This is a genomic window from Halorarum sp. SLYT50 (genome assembly GCF_059821265.1).
The window spans coordinates 979,258-995,731 of the sequence record NZ_CM187555.1 but is presented as its reverse complement, the minus strand read 5'-3'; the positions used below and the strand labels follow the sequence as shown (position 1 = coordinate 995,731).

The window sequence follows — 16,474 nt, the reverse complement described above, 5'->3', positions numbered from 1 at the left end:
GCGCGGTCGAGACGGGTTACTCCGTCACTGCGTCGAGGGGGTTGACGACGCCGGCGCCGTAGTACGCCTTCTCGTACCCCTCCGGGACGGTCGCGGTCCGCGTGAGCACGTTTTCGACCTGGTTCGGTCCGTAGTCGGGATTGGCCGCCTTGACCAACGCGGCCGCCCCGGCCACCTGCGGCGCGGCCATGGAGGTTCCGGCCTTCCAGCCGTACGACGGTTCCGCACCGAGGTAGTCGACCGGGACCCGGTCGGGGTCGTCGTCCTCGTCGTCGCCGTCCGGGACGCTCTCGTACTCGTACTCGACCGTCGCGGTCGTGTTGAGCACGAGGTCGTAGTACCAGGGCAGCGCGACGTCGTCGTCGTCGTTCGCCTCCCGGTACGCGGCGAAGCTGTAGTTGCCGCCCGGCGCGGCGACGGTGACGGCGTTCGTCCCGTAGTTCGTGTAGGCGGCCGGGGCCTCGGCCGGTTCCTCGCCGCCGTAGTCGCCGGCGTCCCACATGAACCCGACCGGTCCCGTCGCGGCGACGGAGCAGGCCTGCGCGCCCTCGTTCGGCACGCTGATGGCGAGGAGACACTCCTCCTCCCCGTCGTCGTCGAAATCGCCGCAGATGCGCCCGTCGTGCTGGAGGTCGGCCGCGTCGTTGCCGGCGGCGACGACGAGCAGAGTGCCCTCTCTGTTCGCGTACGTCATCGTGGTGTTGAGCACCTCCCCGTAGAACTGGCCGTTCCCCCGCCGGGAGACGGGGTACGCGCCCAGCGAGAGGTTCGAGACGTCGGCCCCGACGTTCGCGCTGTAGACGACGGCGGCGAGGATGTCCGCGAACGACGCCCCGGGCGCGTACGAGAACACGCGGCAGTCTATCAGTTCCGTCTCCGGTGCGGTCCCGCCGACGCCTATCTCGTTGTCGCTCGCGCCGACGATGCCGGCGACGTGCGTCCCGTGGTCGCCGCCGGCCGGCACCCCGGCCCCCTCGCCGTCGTCGGTGAAGTTCCGCGAGAGGTCCTCGTTCACATCCAGGTCCGGGTGGTCGGCGAAGACCCCGGAGTCGATGATGGCGACCCGGGTCCCCGCTCCGGTCGTCACGTCGCGCGCCTGGGGGACGTTCTGGCTCTGCTTGTCCCACTGGAGCGAATAGTAGGTGTCGTCGGTGATGTCCGTCTCCGCGACGGTCGGACTCCGTTCGTTCACGGTCGGGTCGGCGAGCGTGACCTCCACGTCGGGGGCGTACCCCTTCACCGCTCCCGACTTCTCGACCGCGCGCTCGCTCCCCTCGACCACGGCGACGTTCACGCCGGGCATCTCGTGTACCACGTCCAGGTCTCCGGGCGACCCCGGACCGGTCGTCTCCACGACGAACCGGTCGGTTCGCTCGGCGGCCACGACGGTGCTACCCGCGAACGCGCCGCCGAGTACGCCGCCACTCAACCTCAGAAACGTCCGCCGCGACTGGTGCGACATACCATGACACACCTAGTCGAGCGGAATATGTATTCTCAAACGACACTCGGGTTTACTTTGGTTTTCGCGAGATGTAAATCCATCTCGACACGAATCGGGACCCGGTTCGGCAGGGCCGCCGCCCGCTACTGCCGCGCGCGCCTCGCGCGTCCGCGACAGTCGGCACAGACCGGGAATCCGGGTTCGTCGCGTACCGCGTCGCTCGTCCTCGGTTCCGCGCCGCACGCCGAACACCGCTGTCGGGCCACCCAGACGAATCCCATGCCCCGACGACCGCGCTCTACGCACATGGTAATGGAGCGGATACGCGGCCGGTTGGCGGGGCCTACTCGACCGGCCGGCGAGCGCTTTCAGGAGGAGGCGGTTCCGACCCGGAGTCGCTCACTCCCGCCTCCGTTCACTGGTGGCCGGAGACGGGTCCCGGTCGGTACGGCTCCTCGAGGTACTCGACGTCAGAGTCCGACAGCGACACGTCGAGCGCCTCCACGGCGTCCTCCAGGTGTTCGACGCTGGTCGTGCCGACGATGGGCGCGTCCACCGCCTCCTTCCCGAACAGCCACGCGAGTCCGATCTGCGCCATCTTCACGCCCTTCTCGTCGGCGAGTTCCTCGACGCGTTCGTTCACCTCCCGGCCCCCGTTCTCGAGGTACGGGTGGCGCGCCGCCTCCGATTCGGACTTGCCGCGCGCGGTCTCCTCCAGTTCCTCGTGGGGGCGCGCGAGAAAGCCCCGCGCGAGCGGGGACCAGGGGATGACGCCGACGTTCTCCTTCTCACACAGCGGGAGCATCTCGCGCTCCTCCTCGCGGTACAGCAGGCTGTAGTGGTTCTGCATGGTGGCGAACCGCTCCAGTCCCAGCCGGTCGCTGGTGTGGAGGGCCTCCGCGAACTGGTGGGCCCACATCGAGGAGGTGCCGACGTAGCGCGCCTGTCCCCGCCGGACGGCGTCGTCGAGCGCACGCATCGTCTGCTCGATGGGCGTGTCGTAGTCCCAGCGGTGGGTCTGGTAGAGGTCGACCGTCTCCATGCCCAGTCGGTCGAGGCTGTGCTGGAGTTCCTGCTCGATGGCCTTCCGCGAGAGCCCGCTCGCGTTGGGGTTCTCGGGGTCCATCTCGCCGTACACCTTCGTCGCGACCACCTGTTCGTCCCGGTCGTACTCCGCGAGCACGTCGCCGAGAACCTTCTCGGACTCGCCGGTCGAGTAGACGTTCGCGGTGTCGAAGAAGTTGATTCCCAACTCGATGGCGCGCTCGACGAGGGCGCTCCCCTCGTCGGCGTCGAGCACCCAGTCGCGCCAGTCCGGGTCGCCGAAGCTCATACAGCCCAGACAGACCTTCGATACCTCCATTCCCGTGTCGCCGAGGGTGGTGTACTCCATGCGGAGGTCTCGTGGCCCCGGACCAAAAAGCCGCGTTCGCGCGTTCGTCCGGCGGCCGACGACGCGGCCCGAAGGACGTGACCCCTGTCCGGCGTCGGGGTACGCCCAAAGCTTATCCCGAACGACGAAAACCCGTCGCGTATGGCACGCGAGCCCTCCACCCACGACGGCGGCTGCCCGAAGTGCGGTCACACAGACGCGGAGGTCGGGAAGATGTCCACGACGGGCGGCGGCCTCTCGAAGATGTTCGACATCCAGACGAATAGCTTCCGCGTCGTCTCCTGCACCGACTGCGGCTACTCGGAACTGTACCGCGACACCGGGTCGACCGGGAGCGACCTCGTCGACGTGTTCTTCGGCTGATGGCGGCCGGAGGCGCCCTGTTCGCCCTCTTCGCGGTCGTCGCGGTGCTCGCGCCGCTCGCGCTCTGGTACCTGGTGCGCGCGGAACGCGAGCGGGACGCCGCGAACGTCACCGACCGACGGTCGGCCGAGCGGGCGGCGCGGAAGGACACGGACGACGGCCGCCGGTAGCACGAGTCGTCCGTCCGCGCGGTGCGACTCCCGCTCTCGTTTCCGGACTACCCGGATTCCTCGGACACCTCGTCGTCCTCCCAGCCCTCGGCGTAGACGTTGTCGTCCGGGACGCCGGCGTCCGCGAGGTCCTCCTTCGTCTCGACGACCATCTCGGGGACGCCGCAGACGTAGAAGTCGGTCGCCTCCGGGTCGAGTTCGTCCCCGATGTCGTCGACGACGCGTTCCTGCACGTGGCCGGTCGGCCCGTCCCAGTCCTCGTCGGACAGCGAGAACGTCACGCCGACGTTCTCGTAGCTCGCGTCGAACTGGTCGAGCGTCTCGCGGTAGATGAGGTGTTCCCGGTCCTTCTCGCCGAAGTAGAAGTGGGCGTCGCCCTCTCCCCGCTCGACGTAGTCTTTCAGCATCGCCATCATCGGGGTGATGCCCGTCCCGGTGGAGACGAACGCGGCGTCCCGCTCGGGGTCGCGCAGGTGGAGGTTCCCCTCCAGGTCGCCGAGTTCCACCTCGTCGCCCCGTTCGCGCTCGTGCATCCACACCGACGCGGTGCCGTCGTCGTAGCGCTTGATGGCGAGCGTCAGTTCGTCGGTCCCCGGGAGGCTCGTCGGCGTGTACGGCCGGACCACCTCCTCGCCGTCCCGTTCGAACTGGACGGTCGTGTGCTGACCGGGGTCGTACTCGAACGCCTCGTCCTCCGCCCGCAGGCGGAACTGCTTGACGCTCGGCGTCACCTGGTGGACGGAGACCACGGTTGTCGTGACCATACGGAGCGCACGGGCGGCGCGCGGTTAGGGGTGATGGCAGACCGGCCGAGTACCGACGCGCGCGCCGGTCACCGGCCCATCGTGTAGAACTCCTCGTTGGGCCGCCAGTCCGCGAACGTCGCCAGCCGGTTGCTGAGGTTGAAGAAGGCGGCCACCGAGCCGATGTCCCACACCTCCGACTCGCTGTACCCCGCCTCGTACAGCAGGTCCAGGTCGTCCGTCGTGACCGCGTCCGGCTCCTCGGTGAGTGTCACCGCCACCTCCAGCATCGCCAGCCGCTTCTCGCTCACGTCCGCCGCGCGGTAGTTCGATATCAGCTGGTCCGCCAACTGCGGGTCCTTCGCGTAGATGCGCACGAGCGCGCCGTGCGCCACGTTGCAGTAGAGGCAGTGGTTCCGCCCCGAGACGGCGACGACTATCATCTCTACCTCCTCGCGGTCCAACTCGGTCTCGTCGACCAGCGCGTCGTGGTACGCGACGAACGCGCGGAAGTGACTCGGTCTGTGCGCGAGCGCGGCGAACACGTTCGGGGTGAAGCCGGCGCGCTCCGTCTCCTCGGCGATGCGCTCGCGCAGGTCGTCGGGAATCTCCTCGTAGTCGGGGACCGGGAAGCGGCGCTGCGCGTCGTCGCTGAGTTCGGGCGTCGGCGCGCCGTCCGTTCCGTCGGGTCCGTCGCTCATGGGCACGCGTTCGACGGGTCGCCACTTAACGAGGCCGGACCCCGCGAGGCCGGACGTTCGCGGTCTACAGCGCGGAGACCGTCGCCGCGGCGACGGCGAACACGCCGAGCGCGAACAGCGCCCCGTTCCAGACGCGGCTGTCGGCGGTCGTCAGACCGAGACTCCACGTCCGCGGGTGCGGCCAGAAGAAGCGCACGCCCATCGGGGTCAGGACGTCCCCGAGCAGGTGCGCCAGGACGGAGCCGAAGCCCAGGAGAAAGCCGAAGGCGGCCGTCGACAGCCCCGCCGGAACCGCAACCGACAGCACCCGCGATAGCTCCCCGGCGGCGAGCGCGAAGGCGACACCCACGAGCGCGGCGAACGCGAGCGAGTGGGTCGGCCCGCGGTGCGATACGCCCGGAAGCCGGTGGTCGACGTCGGGGAGCATCGCGAGGTACAGCACCGTCGCGCCCGTCAGGAACGCGAGTACGACGTACCCGCCCGAGACGAGCCAGTACGCGACCGGCGCGAACGCGAGCAGCGACGCTCCGAGGTGGCCCGTCCGGTACACGTCTCCCGGTTCGCCGGGACGAGGATATAACCGATGGGGGCCGGCTCTCGGAGACGATAGCCGGCTCGGGGAACGTATATACCCTCGGACACCTCCCGGAGCGCATGGACCTCATCTCGGCGCTGGACGCGCTGCCGCCGTGGCAGGCGACCGGCGTCGTTCTCGCCGTCTCGCTCGGTGCGGCGCTCGTCGCGCAGTTCGTCGTCGTCCGGACGGCCCGTCGGTTCGTCGCCCGCACGGAGACGGCGTTCGACGAGATTCTCGTCGACGAGTTCGCCGTCCCGGTCGTGCTCACGCTCGCGCTGTGCGGCGTGTTCGTGCTCACTCGGGTGGAGGGCGTCGTCGCCGCGGTCCCCGTCGCCCCCGAGGCGCTGGACACGTTCTTCCAGCGACCGGCGCTGACGCTCGTCGTCCTCCTGTGGGCGTGGGCGCTGAATCAGGTGGTGAACCGCGCCGTCGACCGGCTCAGGGACGCCGGCGCGCGCTACGACTTCGCGCCCGTCTTCTCGAACGTGTGGACGCTCACCGTCCTCGTCGGGACGGCCGCCACCGTCCTGTACGTCTGGGAGGTCGACGTGACGCCCCTGCTCGCGGGCGCGGGCATCGCGGGCATCGCCGTGGGGTTCGCCGCGAAGGACACCGTCGCCAACTTCTTCGGGGGTATCGCGCTCTACTTCGACGACACGTACCGGGTCGGCGACTACGTCGAACTCGAGTCCGGCGAGGCCGGCACCGTCGTCAAGGTTGGGGTGCGCTCGACGACGCTCCAGACGCGCGACGAGGTGCTCGTCACGGTTCCGAACTCGCTGCTCAACGCCGGGAAGGTCATCAACCAGTCGGCCCCCCAGCGCCGCCGGCGTATCCGCGTCCCCGTCGGCGTCGCGTACGGGACCGACCTCGACGCGTTCGAGGCGGTGGCGCTCGACGCGGCGGCGGCGGAGCCGCTGGTGCTCGACTCCCCTCGCCCCCGGATGCGCCTCCGGGAGTTCGGCGACTCGGCGCTGAACTACGAACTCCTCTGCTGGGTCGCCTCGCCCACGCGGGCGGCCAAGGCGACTCACCGGCTGAACCGCGCGATATACACCGGTGTGCTGGACGCCGACATCGAGATTCCGTACCCGAAACGAGACCTCACCGTCCGGGCCGCGGACGCGGCGGTGACCCCGTTCGACTCGCCCGCCGAGGCGGCGACCCACGAGACCGACGGCGGGGCCGACGCGTTCGCGAACGCGCACGACATGGACGTACACGACGCGGACGGTAGTACACCCGGCGGCGACGCCGACCCCGGGCGTTAAACCGACTCGCCACCACCGGTCCGCATGGCGTTCGGGCCGCTCGACGCGCTCGTCTCGACGTTCGGACCGTTTATCCTCCCCGTGCTGCTGTTCGCGCTCGGGCTACTCGGTTACCTCCTGCTCGTCGCACTCGGCCGCCTCACCGGCGGCTGAGGCCGGTCGGGCGGCTCGCCCTCGGCGACTCACCGGTTCCACGCCGCCTCGTCGGGGTCGATGAACCGCTCGCGCGCGTCGTACTCGCGGATACGGTCGAGGTCCTCGTCGTCGAGTTCGAGGCTCCGCGCCTCGTAGTTCGCCCGGACGTGCTCGCCGCTCCCCTTCGGGATGGGAACGTGTCCCTCGCGGGCGAATGCCCACGCGAGACAGACCGCCGCGGTGGTCGCGTCGTGTCTCTCCGCGATGTCGCTCAACAGCGGGTCGTCGAGGATGTTCCCGCGGCCGAGCGGCGAGTAGCCGACGAGGTAGGTGTCGTGTTCGCGCGCGTCGGCGAGCAACTCCTCCTGCGGGAGCAGCGGGTGACACTCCACTTGGTGGGCGGCGACGGGCGAGTCCAGCAGGTCTCGTGCCTCCGCCAGTAACTCGGGTGTGAAGTTCGACAGGCAGACGTGGTCCGTGACGCCCTCTTCGCGGAGTTCGTCCATCGCGCGGAGCGTCCCCTCGGGGTCGTACGCCGCCATGGGCCAGTGGACGTACAACATGTCGACGCGGTCGACGCCCAGTCGCTCCAGCGACTCGCGCGCGGTCCGCTTGGCGTCGTCGTACCCGAGGTTCTCCGCCCCGACCTTCGTGGCGAGCACCACGTCCTCGCGGTCCACGTCGGACCGGTCGAGCGCGTCGCCCACCGCTCGCTCGTTGTCGTACGTCTGTGCGGTGTCGACGTGGCGGTAGCCGACCTCCAGCGCCTCGACTACCGCCTCCGTGCACTCCTCGCCCTCGTTCCCGGAGGTGCCCAGCCCGATGTCCGGCAGCGTGAGACTCATCGCTCGCGGCTCCGCGCGCGCGAGCCAAAAGGGTGCGGGAGCCGGAACACTCGCCGTCTCGCTTCGCCGTGGCCGGACGCACCGGGACGGGAATCGACCGAAGGCGTCTCCCCTCCCCTCACCGCTAACCGTCGACCCGAATCGGTTTTACCGCCGCGCCCCCCGGTCGTGACGATGCGCACCGTCCGTCGCCACCGCCTCGCCGTCAACGCCGGGAGCGTCGCCGTCCTCGGTTCGCTGTCGGGCATCCTGCTCGCGACGCTCCTCGCGCCGTGGTTCGGGTGGCCCGTGGACGCGCTCTCGGACCTCGGCGTCGCCCCGCGGACCGCACTCCTGTTCAACGGGACGCTCCTCGCGAGCGCGGCGCTCGGCCTCCCGTACGCGTGGGCCGTCCGGGACGCGACGACCGGGTGGGAGCGGGCGTCCGGGGTCCTCCTCGCCCTGTCGCTCGTCCTCTCGGCGGCGTCGGCACGTTCCCGTCGGGCCACCCGCTCCACTTCCCGACGGCGGTCGGGTTCTACGTCGGTCTCACCGCGACGCTCGCGACCGACGGGTTCGTCCGTCGAGGGGCGGCGACCGGTCGGGCGACGCTCGCGCTCGCGGCCGTCCACGTCGGTCAGTGGTGGCTGTGGGACGCCGGTGTCCGACTGGGACCGGGGCTGGCGATACCCGAGTTCGTCGGGGCGACCCTCCTCGCCGTCTGGGTGCTCGCGCTCTCGCCCGTCGCGCCGTTCCGGTGGGGCCGACGGGCCGGGCCGGAGCGCTCGACGACGTGACTCACGTTCACGTGAACTGTTCGGTGAACGTCGCCACGGCGTCGTCGGTGCCGGCCACGACGAGGACGTCGCCCCGCCGGACGGTCGTGTCCGGCCCGACTTCGGTGAGCACCTCGCCGTCGCGCTCGATGGCGATGACCGTACAGCCGGTCCGGGCGCGGACGTCCGCGTTCGCGAGCGTCTCCCCACGGAGCGCCGGGGCCGTCGTGCGGACCAGTTCGATCTGCGTCTCGGGGCGCAACACCTCCTCGTCGAGCAGTTGCGAGGCGAGCATCCGCCCGGACACCGTCGAGAGCGCGAGGACGTACTCGGCGCCCGCGCGGTAGAGTTTCGGCACGGTGGCGTCGTCGTTCGCGCGCGCGATGACCTCCACGTGCGGGGCGACCTGCCGGACCGCGAGCGTGGCGAAGATGGTCGTCGTGTCCGAGTCGAGCGCGAGGACGACGCTGCGCGCCTCGTCGATGCCGGCCTCCTGGAGGGTGACGCGGTCGGTCGCGTCGCCCACCACGTCGACGCCGGGTTTCTCCACCTCGTCGACGACGACGGTGTCTTCGTTGGCGGCGAGTTCGGCGGCGGCCGAGCGCCCGACGACGCCGTAGCCCGCGACGATGACCGTCCCGCGGCGCTGGCGGCGCGTCTCCGAGAGCGTGAGTTCCTTCAGCGCCTCCAGTTGCGACTCCCGCCCGGCGACGAGGATGACCGTGTGCTCGTCGAGCACCCGGTCCGGGGCCGGCGGCGACTCGAAGTCGCCCTTCACCCACGCGCCGATGATGTTCGCGCCGGTCCGCTCGCCGATGCGACACTCCGCGACGGTCTTGCCGACGAGCGGGCTGCCGTGGTGGACGAGCAGTTCGGCCAGCTGGAAGTCCTGGCCGATTTCGATGCCCTCGCCGAGTTCGTCCGACACCGTCGTCGTCGCCTTCGCGCCCAGGCTCTCACCGAGGATGCGCCGCGGCGAGAGCACCTCGTCCGCGCCGGCGTAGCGGTGGTAGTCGGCGACCGACTCGTCCTCGACGAAGCTGACGACGCGGAGCTCCTCGGACACCTCCCGCGCCGAGAGGACGATGCTCGCGTTCCGCTCGTCGTCGGCGTCCGCGACCAGCGCGGTGGCCTCGTCGACGTTCGCGGCCCGGAGCGTCGCCACCTCCTCGGGGTTGCCGTGGACGACGGGCTCGTCGTCCTCGTACAGGTCGCGCGCGAGGTCCTCGTCCGCGACGACGAACAGGTACGGGGTGTCCGACGCCACCAACTCCTCTCGGAGTACGCGCCCCCGCGCCGTGTGCGCGCAGATGACGACGTGGTCGGTCAGCCCGTCGACTTCGTCGGGTGGCGTCGTCGAGAGCGTCTCCTCGAACAGCGGGAAGACGAACGCCGGCAGCGCCATGAAGATGAGCAGGACGCCGGTGAGGTCCATCGCGATGACGAAGAGGTTCATCACCGTCGAGTCCCACGGCGCGTCCGAGCCGTAGCCGGTGGTGGTGAACGTCTCGACGACGACCTGTAGCGAGTGGACGAACGACTGCTCGCGCCCCTCGAACGTCGCCATCGCCTCGTGGTACGCCACCGCGTAGACGACGATGACGACGGCGAGCCCCGCCAGATACGCCAGCGTCCGCCGTCGCCACTTTCCCATGGCCGGTTCTGGGGGGGCCGTCTGGTTAACGTTCCGGACGCCCCACCACGGTTTCCTCGGTCCGGCGCGAAGCGCCGGCGTGGACTCCCGCCACCGCGACGGTCTGCTCGCGTTCGCGGCGACGGCGACGCTGCTCGCACTCGCGCGCGTACTCGGCTACCCGCCGAAGCGGCTCGCCCGCCCCCGGTGGCTGGCGGCGGGCGCGGCCGGCGCGCTCGCGCTCGAACTGGCGATGGCGCTGGCGCCCGACCGGGCGCGAGCGCTGTGGGACAGCCGCCTCGTCCGGTGGACCGGGACGCTCCTCGTCGCCGTCGGCGGGCCGGCGGTGGCCGTCGTCGCCGGTCCGGCCGTCCTCGCCGCGCTGCTCGGGGGGCTGCTCGCGTACTTCTGTCTGCTCGTCGGCGTGCTCGCGGGGGTCGTCCCCCGCCCGAGACGTGGGTTTACGACGCTCCGCGGTGAAGCGCCACCGTGTCCGACGACGCACCTGCGGACGGGGCGAGTCCGTCACGGCGCGAGGTGACCCACGAGGCGACGGGACCGGTCAGGCTCGACGAGGACGACATCGACCCGGAGTGGGGCGACGTCGCCGTCTGCATGTGCGGGTTGAGCGACGACCGGCCGTTCTGCGACGGCTCCCACCGCGCGGTCGAGGACGAGGAACCGGGCCGTCGCTACAAGTACGTCGACGGCGAGCGCCGCGAAATCGAGGAGATACGGTACGCTGACGACCGAGACGCACGGAGCGCGAGTCGGTCGGAGTAGCCGGAGTCGAGGACTCGGAGGGAGACCCCGGGTTCAGGCGACGACGCCCGGAATCTCCGCGCCGACGTACAGCACGACGACGAGGAGCACCCAGACCGCGTCGACGAAGTGCCAGTACATCGAGGCGGTGGTGATGGAGACGTGCCGCTCCGCGGAGTACTGCCCCATCAGGCCGCGGACGAAGACGATGCCGAGCAGCACCGCGCCCATCGAGACGTGCAGGCCGTGGAGGCCGGTCAGCCCGTAGAAGGCGGAGCCGAACACGCCCGAGGTGAGGGTGAACTCCTCGTGCTGGATGAACTCGTAGTACTCGTACGCCTGCCCGCCGATGAACACGACGCCGAGCAGCAGCGTCAGTCCGAGGAGGCCGAGGAAGCGCCCGCGTTTGCTCTCGCGGATGGCCTCGTGCGCGAAGTGGAGCGTCACCGACGATATCAACAGCAGGGCCGTGTTGACGAGCACGAGCGACCCGACCAGCGGGGGGAGTTCGCCGGGCGGCCACGCCTCGCCCGCGCGGATGAAGAAGAAGTAGGTGAAGCCGGCGCTGAACGTGGCCACCTCCGACCCGAGGAACGCGATCATCCCCCACTGGAGTTTGGTCGCGGAGTGTTCGTTCGCGCCGCGCTGCCAGAAGTGCGAGACGAACGCGTGGTACAGCCAGCCGTACAGTCCGACGAGGAACAGGCCGACGCTCCCGACGAGCACGGCCGGCCCGGCGATGGGGGGAACGATGTTGGTGTCGCCGTACCCCATCAGGAACAGCGCCGCCCCGACGTAGATGCCCGCGGCCCCCGCCGCGGTGACGAACGGCCACCAGGAGGCCTCGCCGAACCCGCGCGGCCAGTCCTCGACCGCGGGGAGGTGGTGCCCGTCGTCGTGGGCGTCGTCCGTTTCGGTTGCCATACGCGGCGGTAGCCGGGCGGGAACCAAAAATCCCTCCATACGCGCCGGCGTCCCCGGGTCGCGGCGACGTCGTGGATACCCGCGGCCGATAGGACTACAACCCACGACGTGGTAGTCGTCCTCGCATGCCGGAGTGTAGGAATTGCGGATCTTTCGTTACCGAGCGATACGTTCGAGTGTTCGCACCGGAGGGGATGGCGGAGGTGCGCGTCTGCCCGTCCTGTGAAGACATGGTTCGCGACGGCGCGAGCGTCCGGGAAGCCCGCTCGAAGCGCGTCTGAACTGCTCCCGGTGGTCGGCCGCCGCAGCGACCACGCCGGGTGACCCGCGTCGCTTCCGCGGCGGTTCTCCTCTGTCGCGCCCGCCGTTCCAGCCGTGGGTCCGCCGTCGAGCGGCGGGGGAATCCGCAAGCTACTCGGGCGGCCGCTCCCAATCCCGTGTAATGAATCGCCGCGCAGTCCGGGCCGCCGCGAGCGCCGGGTGGCTCCTCGCGCTCCTCGCGTTCGCCGGCCGAGCGCTCGCGCACGCCGGCGGTATCCGCAGCGCGGCCGCGGAGTCGCTGGCGGTGCCGACGTGGCTGTTCCTCGCCACCGGCGGGGGCGTCGTCGGCGCGTCGTTCCTGCTCGCGTCGTTCGTCACCGACCGCGCGCTCGTCGCCCGCATCGACTCGTGGGGCGACTCGCTGCCCGCCCCGGTCGCGCCGCGCCGCTCGCCGCGCGGGCGGTGGGGCTGGCCGGACTGGCGCTCGTGCTCGTCGCCGGCTTCCTCGGCCCCGCCGGTCCGGGAGCGGCCGAGCGGAACGCCGCGGTGCTGGTCGTCTGGGTCGGCTGGTGGGCCGCCTACGTCGCGAGCACGTACCTCGTCGCGAACACGTGGCCGGCGCTCAACCCGTTCCGGACGCTCGCCGCGCCGCTCCCGTCGCTCGACCGACCGTACCCCGAACGGCTCGGCTCGTGGCCCGCGGTCGCCGGCCTGCTCGCGCTGGTGTACCTCGAAGTCGTGACGCCGCTCGCGTCCGACCCGCGCCTGCTCGCGGCGACCGTCGTCGGCTACGGACTCCTCACGCTCGCGGGGAGCGTCGTCTTCGGCGCGGAGACGTGGTTCGGCACCGTCGACCCCGTCTCGCGCCTGCTCGCCGCCTACGGCCGGGTCGCACCGCTCGCGCGGACGGACGAGGGCCTCCGCGTCCGCTTCCCGGGGATGGCGCTCACCGACGCCGACTGGGTCCGCGACCGGAGCGACGTGGCGTTCGTGGTCGGCGTCGTGTTCGTGACGACGTACGACGGGTTCGTGGGGACCCGCCTCTGGCGCGACATCGTCGTCCCGTTCGTCGTGCGGGACGTCCCGCCGCTCCTCGCGTACCTCGTCGGGATGCTCCTCGGGTTCGGCCTGTTCCTCGCCGCGTACCGGGTGTCGGTCCGGGCGGCCCGCCGCTACGCCGACACGTTCGTGTCGACGGCGGCGCTCGCCCGCCGGTTCGCGCCCGCGCTGCTCGCCATCGCGGCGGGCTACCACCTCGCGCACAACGTCGTCACGGGGCTGGCGCTCGCGCCCTCGCTGGTGGTCGTCGCCGCGTCGCCCCTCTCGCCGCCGCCGCGCCGCCGACGCTGTTCGTCCCGTCGTGGGTCGCGGGCGTCGCCATCGCGGCGGTGCTCGTCGGCCACCTGCTCGCGGTGTGGGTGGCGCACGCGACGGCGTACGACCTGTTCCCCGACCGCCTGCAGGCAGCCCGGAGCCAGTACGGCGTGACCGCCGCGATGGTGGCGTACACGATGTTCAGCCTGTGGGTCGTGACCCGGCCGGGGGGTGCGCCCCCGTTCGTATGAACGCGAGCGACGCACACGCGGGGACCGCCGACCGGGCGAGCGCGGACCCGGAGTTGGACGTCCCGTCCGACGTCGAGGTCCACGCGTGCGAGCGGTGCGGGGAGCAGTTCCCCCGCCGGCGCCAGCGCGACCTCCACCGCGGACTCGCGCACGCGGAGGCGTTGACCCCGGCCGAGCGGGAGGCGTTCGCGGACGCGAGCGCGGCCGAGCAGGCCGACCTCCGCCGGTTCCGGCTCGTCTCGCTCGGCCTGCTCGTGCTCCTGTACTTCGGGTTCCTGTTCCTGTACGCCGCCGTGGGGACGAGCGCCGCGTAACGTCCGTCCGTCCGTCGGTTCCCCGTCCCGCCCGTTCGGCCGGCCCGTCTCCGCTCGGTCGTCCGTCGAGACGCTCTCGCGCCGCCGCGTCGACGGGAGCGCAAGCCGCTCGTCGTACCGAGCGGAAAGTATTTGGGTCGTACGCGGAGAACTAAACGCGATGGACGGCGAGACAGTCGAGACGGTGACCGGGTGGGACTCGGCGCCGTTCGAGGGGGGGTACGCGGGGCTCCACGACCTCGCGTCGCGGGGGTTCACGGGCGCGGTCACCGACGGCGCGGCGTGGCTGTTCGCGCTGAACGGCCGCGTCGTCGGGGTGGCAGACGGCGACGTCGAGTCGTTCGCGGACGCCGACGGGACGGCGTACGCCGCGCCCGACCCATCGCTCCCGCTGCTGTTCGCGATGCGCGAGGCGGGCGGCGAGCAGAGGGCGCAGTACTACACGAACGACACGCCGCTCTCGGAGGTGGACGCGACGCTCTCGGCGGGCAACTTCACCGGGTACGTCGAACTCTCCGAGAACGTCCTCTCGGGCGACTACTACGTGGTGTACCACGGCGGCCGCTCGCTGGCGTGCGCGTTCGTCGGCAACGCCCGGCGGACGCTGACCGGCGACGAGGCGTTCGAGCGCGCGACCGACGAGGTGGGCATCTACACGGTCCACGAGGTGCCGGTCGAGGTCGTCGATATCCCCGACCCGGTAGCGGAGCCACGGGAGTCGGAGACGCCCGAGGAGACGGACCCGGACGGCGCCGATGCCGGGTCCGCAACCGCTGCCGGCGTCGCCGCGGCGGGGAGCGAGTCGGCGACGGACGCAACGGACGCGACCGACCCGACCCGGCCGAGCAGGCCAGCACGAACGAGACGGACCCGAGCGCCGCCGAAGGAACTCCCGGCGACGCCCCGTCCGACCGCACGAGCGACACGAGCGACGGCGTCACTATCGACCCCGGGCCGACCTCCGAATCGGACCGGGACGCCGACGCCGGAGCGGCCGACGAGGGCGAAACGGACGAGAACGAGGACGAGGACGCGACCGACCCCGCCGACGTTCCCGACGCCGCCGAGACGGGAGGGACCGACCGACCCGCGGACGCGGTCGACGACCCCGACGCCCCCGGGACGACGGCGGACTCGAACCCGAGCGCCGCCGCGCCCGACGAGTCGGTCGACGGGGGAGAGTCGGTCGGTGCCGACGGCGGAAGCGACACCGACGAGGAGCGCGACCCCGGTTCGGCGGACTCGGACTCGACCGCCCCCGACGAACGCGCCGCCGACGACTCCCGCGGCGACGCACGGCGCTCTCACGCCCGGCGGGACGGCGAGCCGACCGACGCGGTGTCGGGGGCGGAGTCTGACCCCTTCTCGGCGGAGGAGCAGTGGCGCGAGACGCGCTCGATTCCCGCCCTCGACCCCGACGAGGCCGAGGTGACCGGAGCGACGCGGCGGGACGACGCGGCGTCGCAGACCGGCCCGGGTCGCTCGACGGACGACGAGCCGGCGACCGACGCCGCCTCGGACCCCGACTCCGAACCGCGGACCGCGCCGACGGACGAGGGGTCGCCCGCGAGCGACGACGCGGACGACGCCGCCCTCGAACGGGCGCGGGCCGCCCGCGACGAGGCGCGCGGGGAACTCGACGACGCCCGCGCGGAGTTGGAGGCGAGCGAGGCCGAGGCCGACCGGTTGCGCGAGGAGAACGAGCGGCTGCGCGGCCGCGTTTCGGACCTGGAGGCCGACCTCGAGACGGCCCGCGAGGAGGTGGCGGCGGCACGCGAGCGCGCGCCCGACGCGCCGGTGGAGCAGACCATGCCCGCGGACCGCGCGCTCGCGGGGACGAACCTGTTCGTGCGGTACGACTCGAAGGGCGGCGCGACGCTGGAGGACGCGCACACGAGCACCGCCCCGCGCGAGGAGGTGAACGCGAACCTCCGGCTCGAACAGCACACCGACTTCGAGGCGGACGGCGTCGTCGTCGACGGCCGCCCGTTCGCGGAGTTCCTCGCCGACACCATCGAGTACGGCTTCGTCGAGTGGGCCGTCCGCGACCTGCTGTACGAGATTCGCGACACGCGGAACGAGTCGTCGATGCGGAGCCTGTTCGACGCGCTCCCGGCGGTCGACCGCGCGGAACTCCACGGCGAGGTCACGCTGGTCGACGAGGAGGGGAAGCGCGCGGGCGAGCGGTCGTTCGACGTGGTGTTGCGCGACCGGATGGGGACCCCGCTCGTGGTCGCCGACGTGACCGACTCGCGGGAGGCGACCACCGAGTCGATGCTCGACGGACTCGTCGAGAGCGCGAGCGCCGTCGCCGAACAGCACGACGACCTCGGCGCGGCGTTCTACGTCTCGGCGTCGTTCTTCGAACCCGGCGCGCTGGAGGCCGTCGCCGACGCGACGGGCGGCGGGCTACTCAGCCGCGGCAAACACAAGAGCTTCGTGCGCCTCTCGCGCAAGCAGGGGTTCCACCTCTGTCTGGTCGAGGCGCGCGAGGGCGAGTTCCACGTCACCGTCCCGGAACTGTAACCGCCTCCACCGGCGGCGCTCTATCGATGCCCGCGCCCCGGGCTACTCGGGGGTACCCGGGCCGAGAGAACCAGAACAGGACCGCGGCGTGA

At 71.5% G+C, this 16,474-nt stretch carries 20 protein-coding genes; 12 read left to right on the top strand and 8 right to left on the bottom strand.

Annotated features, from left to right (window positions below):
* Positions 1 to 16: 16 nt before the first annotated feature.
* Together AC6RUA_RS05250 and AC6RUA_RS05245 are read right to left on the bottom strand one after the other, a co-directional pair.
* Positions 17 to 1,462, bottom strand: coding sequence for a S8 family serine peptidase (locus AC6RUA_RS05250; RefSeq protein ID WP_499814887.1), 1,446 nt, complete (start codon positions 1,460 to 1,462; stop codon positions 17 to 19).
* 397 nt (positions 1,463 to 1,859) lie between these two features.
* Positions 1,860 to 2,837 carry an aldo/keto reductase gene (locus AC6RUA_RS05245; RefSeq protein ID WP_499814886.1) on the bottom strand — a complete coding sequence of 326 codons (978 nt, stop codon included), beginning with the start codon at positions 2,835 to 2,837 and terminating at the stop codon, positions 1,860 to 1,862.
* Positions 2,838 to 2,978: 141 nt separating this feature from the next.
* On the opposite strand from AC6RUA_RS05245, the gene AC6RUA_RS05240 reads away from it, so the two are divergent.
* Together AC6RUA_RS05240 and AC6RUA_RS05235 are read left to right on the top strand one after the other, a co-directional pair.
* Entirely contained in the window at positions 2,979 to 3,200 is a 222-nt protein-coding gene (locus tag AC6RUA_RS05240) for a zinc ribbon domain-containing protein (protein WP_499814885.1), read from the top strand.
* Positions 3,200 to 3,370, top strand: coding sequence for a DUF8143 family protein (locus AC6RUA_RS05235; protein WP_499814884.1), 171 nt, complete (start codon positions 3,200 to 3,202; stop codon positions 3,368 to 3,370). Before AC6RUA_RS05240 ends, AC6RUA_RS05235 begins: the two co-directional genes overlap by 1 nt.
* A gap of 47 nt (positions 3,371 to 3,417) precedes the next feature.
* On the opposite strand, the gene AC6RUA_RS05230 is transcribed toward AC6RUA_RS05235, so the two are convergent.
* The 3 genes from AC6RUA_RS05230 to AC6RUA_RS05220 all read right to left on the bottom strand — a co-directional run bounded on the left by AC6RUA_RS05230 (position 3,418) and on the right by AC6RUA_RS05220 (position 5,364).
* Positions 3,418 to 4,134, bottom strand: a complete 717-nt coding sequence (locus AC6RUA_RS05230; protein WP_499814883.1) for a ferredoxin--NADP reductase — start codon at positions 4,132 to 4,134, stop codon at positions 3,418 to 3,420.
* Between the two features lie 68 nt (positions 4,135 to 4,202).
* Complete coding sequence (locus AC6RUA_RS05225) at positions 4,203 to 4,814, bottom strand: peroxidase-related enzyme (RefSeq protein WP_499814882.1); 612 nt, start codon at positions 4,812 to 4,814, stop codon at positions 4,203 to 4,205.
* Between the two features lie 64 nt (positions 4,815 to 4,878).
* The gene (locus tag AC6RUA_RS05220) at positions 4,879 to 5,364 is read right to left on the bottom strand and encodes a metal-dependent hydrolase (protein WP_499814881.1); all 486 of its coding nucleotides are present in this window, start codon (positions 5,362 to 5,364) and stop codon (positions 4,879 to 4,881) included.
* Positions 5,365 to 5,468: 104 nt separating this feature from the next.
* Between AC6RUA_RS05220 and AC6RUA_RS05215 the strand changes: the two genes are divergently transcribed.
* Positions 5,469 to 6,662: a mechanosensitive ion channel family protein gene (locus AC6RUA_RS05215; RefSeq protein WP_499814880.1), complete on the top strand. Its 1,194-nt coding sequence runs from the start codon at positions 5,469 to 5,471 to the stop codon at positions 6,660 to 6,662.
* Between the two features lie 24 nt (positions 6,663 to 6,686).
* A complete protein-coding gene (locus AC6RUA_RS05210) occupies positions 6,687 to 6,815 on the top strand; it encodes a hypothetical protein (RefSeq protein WP_499814879.1) in 129 nt (42 codons plus the stop codon).
* 29 nt (positions 6,816 to 6,844) lie between these two features.
* Here the strand turns inward: AC6RUA_RS05210 and AC6RUA_RS05205 are convergent, their stop codons facing one another.
* Positions 6,845 to 7,642 (bottom strand): aldo/keto reductase, encoded by a 798-nt coding sequence (locus AC6RUA_RS05205; RefSeq protein WP_499814878.1) that lies wholly within the window; start codon positions 7,640 to 7,642, stop codon positions 6,845 to 6,847.
* A 383-nt stretch (positions 7,643 to 8,025) separates the two neighbouring features.
* Between AC6RUA_RS05205 and AC6RUA_RS05200 the strand changes: the two genes are divergently transcribed.
* Entirely contained in the window at positions 8,026 to 8,418 is a 393-nt protein-coding gene (locus tag AC6RUA_RS05200; protein ID WP_499814877.1) for a DUF998 domain-containing protein, read from the top strand.
* Positions 8,419 to 8,425: 7 nt separating this feature from the next.
* Here the strand turns inward: AC6RUA_RS05200 and AC6RUA_RS05195 are convergent, their stop codons facing one another.
* Positions 8,426 to 10,051: a potassium channel family protein gene (locus AC6RUA_RS05195; protein WP_499814876.1), complete on the bottom strand. Its 1,626-nt coding sequence runs from the start codon at positions 10,049 to 10,051 to the stop codon at positions 8,426 to 8,428.
* 79 nt (positions 10,052 to 10,130) lie between these two features.
* On the opposite strand from AC6RUA_RS05195, the gene AC6RUA_RS05190 reads away from it, so the two are divergent.
* Together AC6RUA_RS05190 and AC6RUA_RS05185 are read left to right on the top strand one after the other, a co-directional pair.
* The gene (locus AC6RUA_RS05190; protein WP_499814875.1) at positions 10,131 to 10,571 is read left to right on the top strand and encodes a hypothetical protein; all 441 of its coding nucleotides are present in this window, start codon (positions 10,131 to 10,133) and stop codon (positions 10,569 to 10,571) included.
* Positions 10,520 to 10,813 carry a CDGSH iron-sulfur domain-containing protein gene (locus tag AC6RUA_RS05185; protein WP_499814874.1) on the top strand — a complete coding sequence of 98 codons (294 nt, stop codon included), beginning with the start codon at positions 10,520 to 10,522 and terminating at the stop codon, positions 10,811 to 10,813. The genes AC6RUA_RS05190 and AC6RUA_RS05185 overlap by 52 nt, the downstream gene beginning before the upstream one ends.
* A gap of 33 nt (positions 10,814 to 10,846) precedes the next feature.
* On the opposite strand, the gene AC6RUA_RS05180 is transcribed toward AC6RUA_RS05185, so the two are convergent.
* Positions 10,847 to 11,716: a cytochrome c oxidase subunit 3 gene (locus AC6RUA_RS05180; RefSeq protein ID WP_499814873.1), complete on the bottom strand. Its 870-nt coding sequence runs from the start codon at positions 11,714 to 11,716 to the stop codon at positions 10,847 to 10,849.
* A gap of 125 nt (positions 11,717 to 11,841) precedes the next feature.
* Here AC6RUA_RS05180 and AC6RUA_RS05175 point away from each other — a divergent pair, with 125 nt between their 5' ends.
* The 5 genes from AC6RUA_RS05175 (at position 11,842) to AC6RUA_RS05155 (ending at position 16,382) form a co-directional block, all read left to right on the top strand.
* Entirely contained in the window at positions 11,842 to 11,997 is a 156-nt protein-coding gene (locus tag AC6RUA_RS05175; RefSeq protein ID WP_499814872.1) for a DUF7563 family protein, read from the top strand.
* Positions 11,998 to 12,385: 388 nt separating this feature from the next.
* Positions 12,386 to 13,465 carry a hypothetical protein gene (locus AC6RUA_RS05170; protein WP_499814871.1) on the top strand — a complete coding sequence of 360 codons (1,080 nt, stop codon included), beginning with the start codon at positions 12,386 to 12,388 and terminating at the stop codon, positions 13,463 to 13,465.
* A gap of 73 nt (positions 13,466 to 13,538) precedes the next feature.
* Positions 13,539 to 13,856 carry a C2H2-type zinc finger protein gene (locus AC6RUA_RS05165; RefSeq protein WP_499814870.1) on the top strand — a complete coding sequence of 106 codons (318 nt, stop codon included), beginning with the start codon at positions 13,539 to 13,541 and terminating at the stop codon, positions 13,854 to 13,856.
* A gap of 160 nt (positions 13,857 to 14,016) precedes the next feature.
* Complete coding sequence (locus AC6RUA_RS05160; RefSeq protein ID WP_499814869.1) at positions 14,017 to 15,288, top strand: hypothetical protein; 1,272 nt, start codon at positions 14,017 to 14,019, stop codon at positions 15,286 to 15,288.
* Positions 15,195 to 16,382 carry a DUF7527 domain-containing protein gene (locus AC6RUA_RS05155; RefSeq protein WP_499814868.1) on the top strand — a complete coding sequence of 396 codons (1,188 nt, stop codon included), beginning with the start codon at positions 15,195 to 15,197 and terminating at the stop codon, positions 16,380 to 16,382. Before AC6RUA_RS05160 ends, AC6RUA_RS05155 begins: the two co-directional genes overlap by 94 nt.
* Positions 16,383 to 16,474 lie beyond the last annotated feature (92 nt).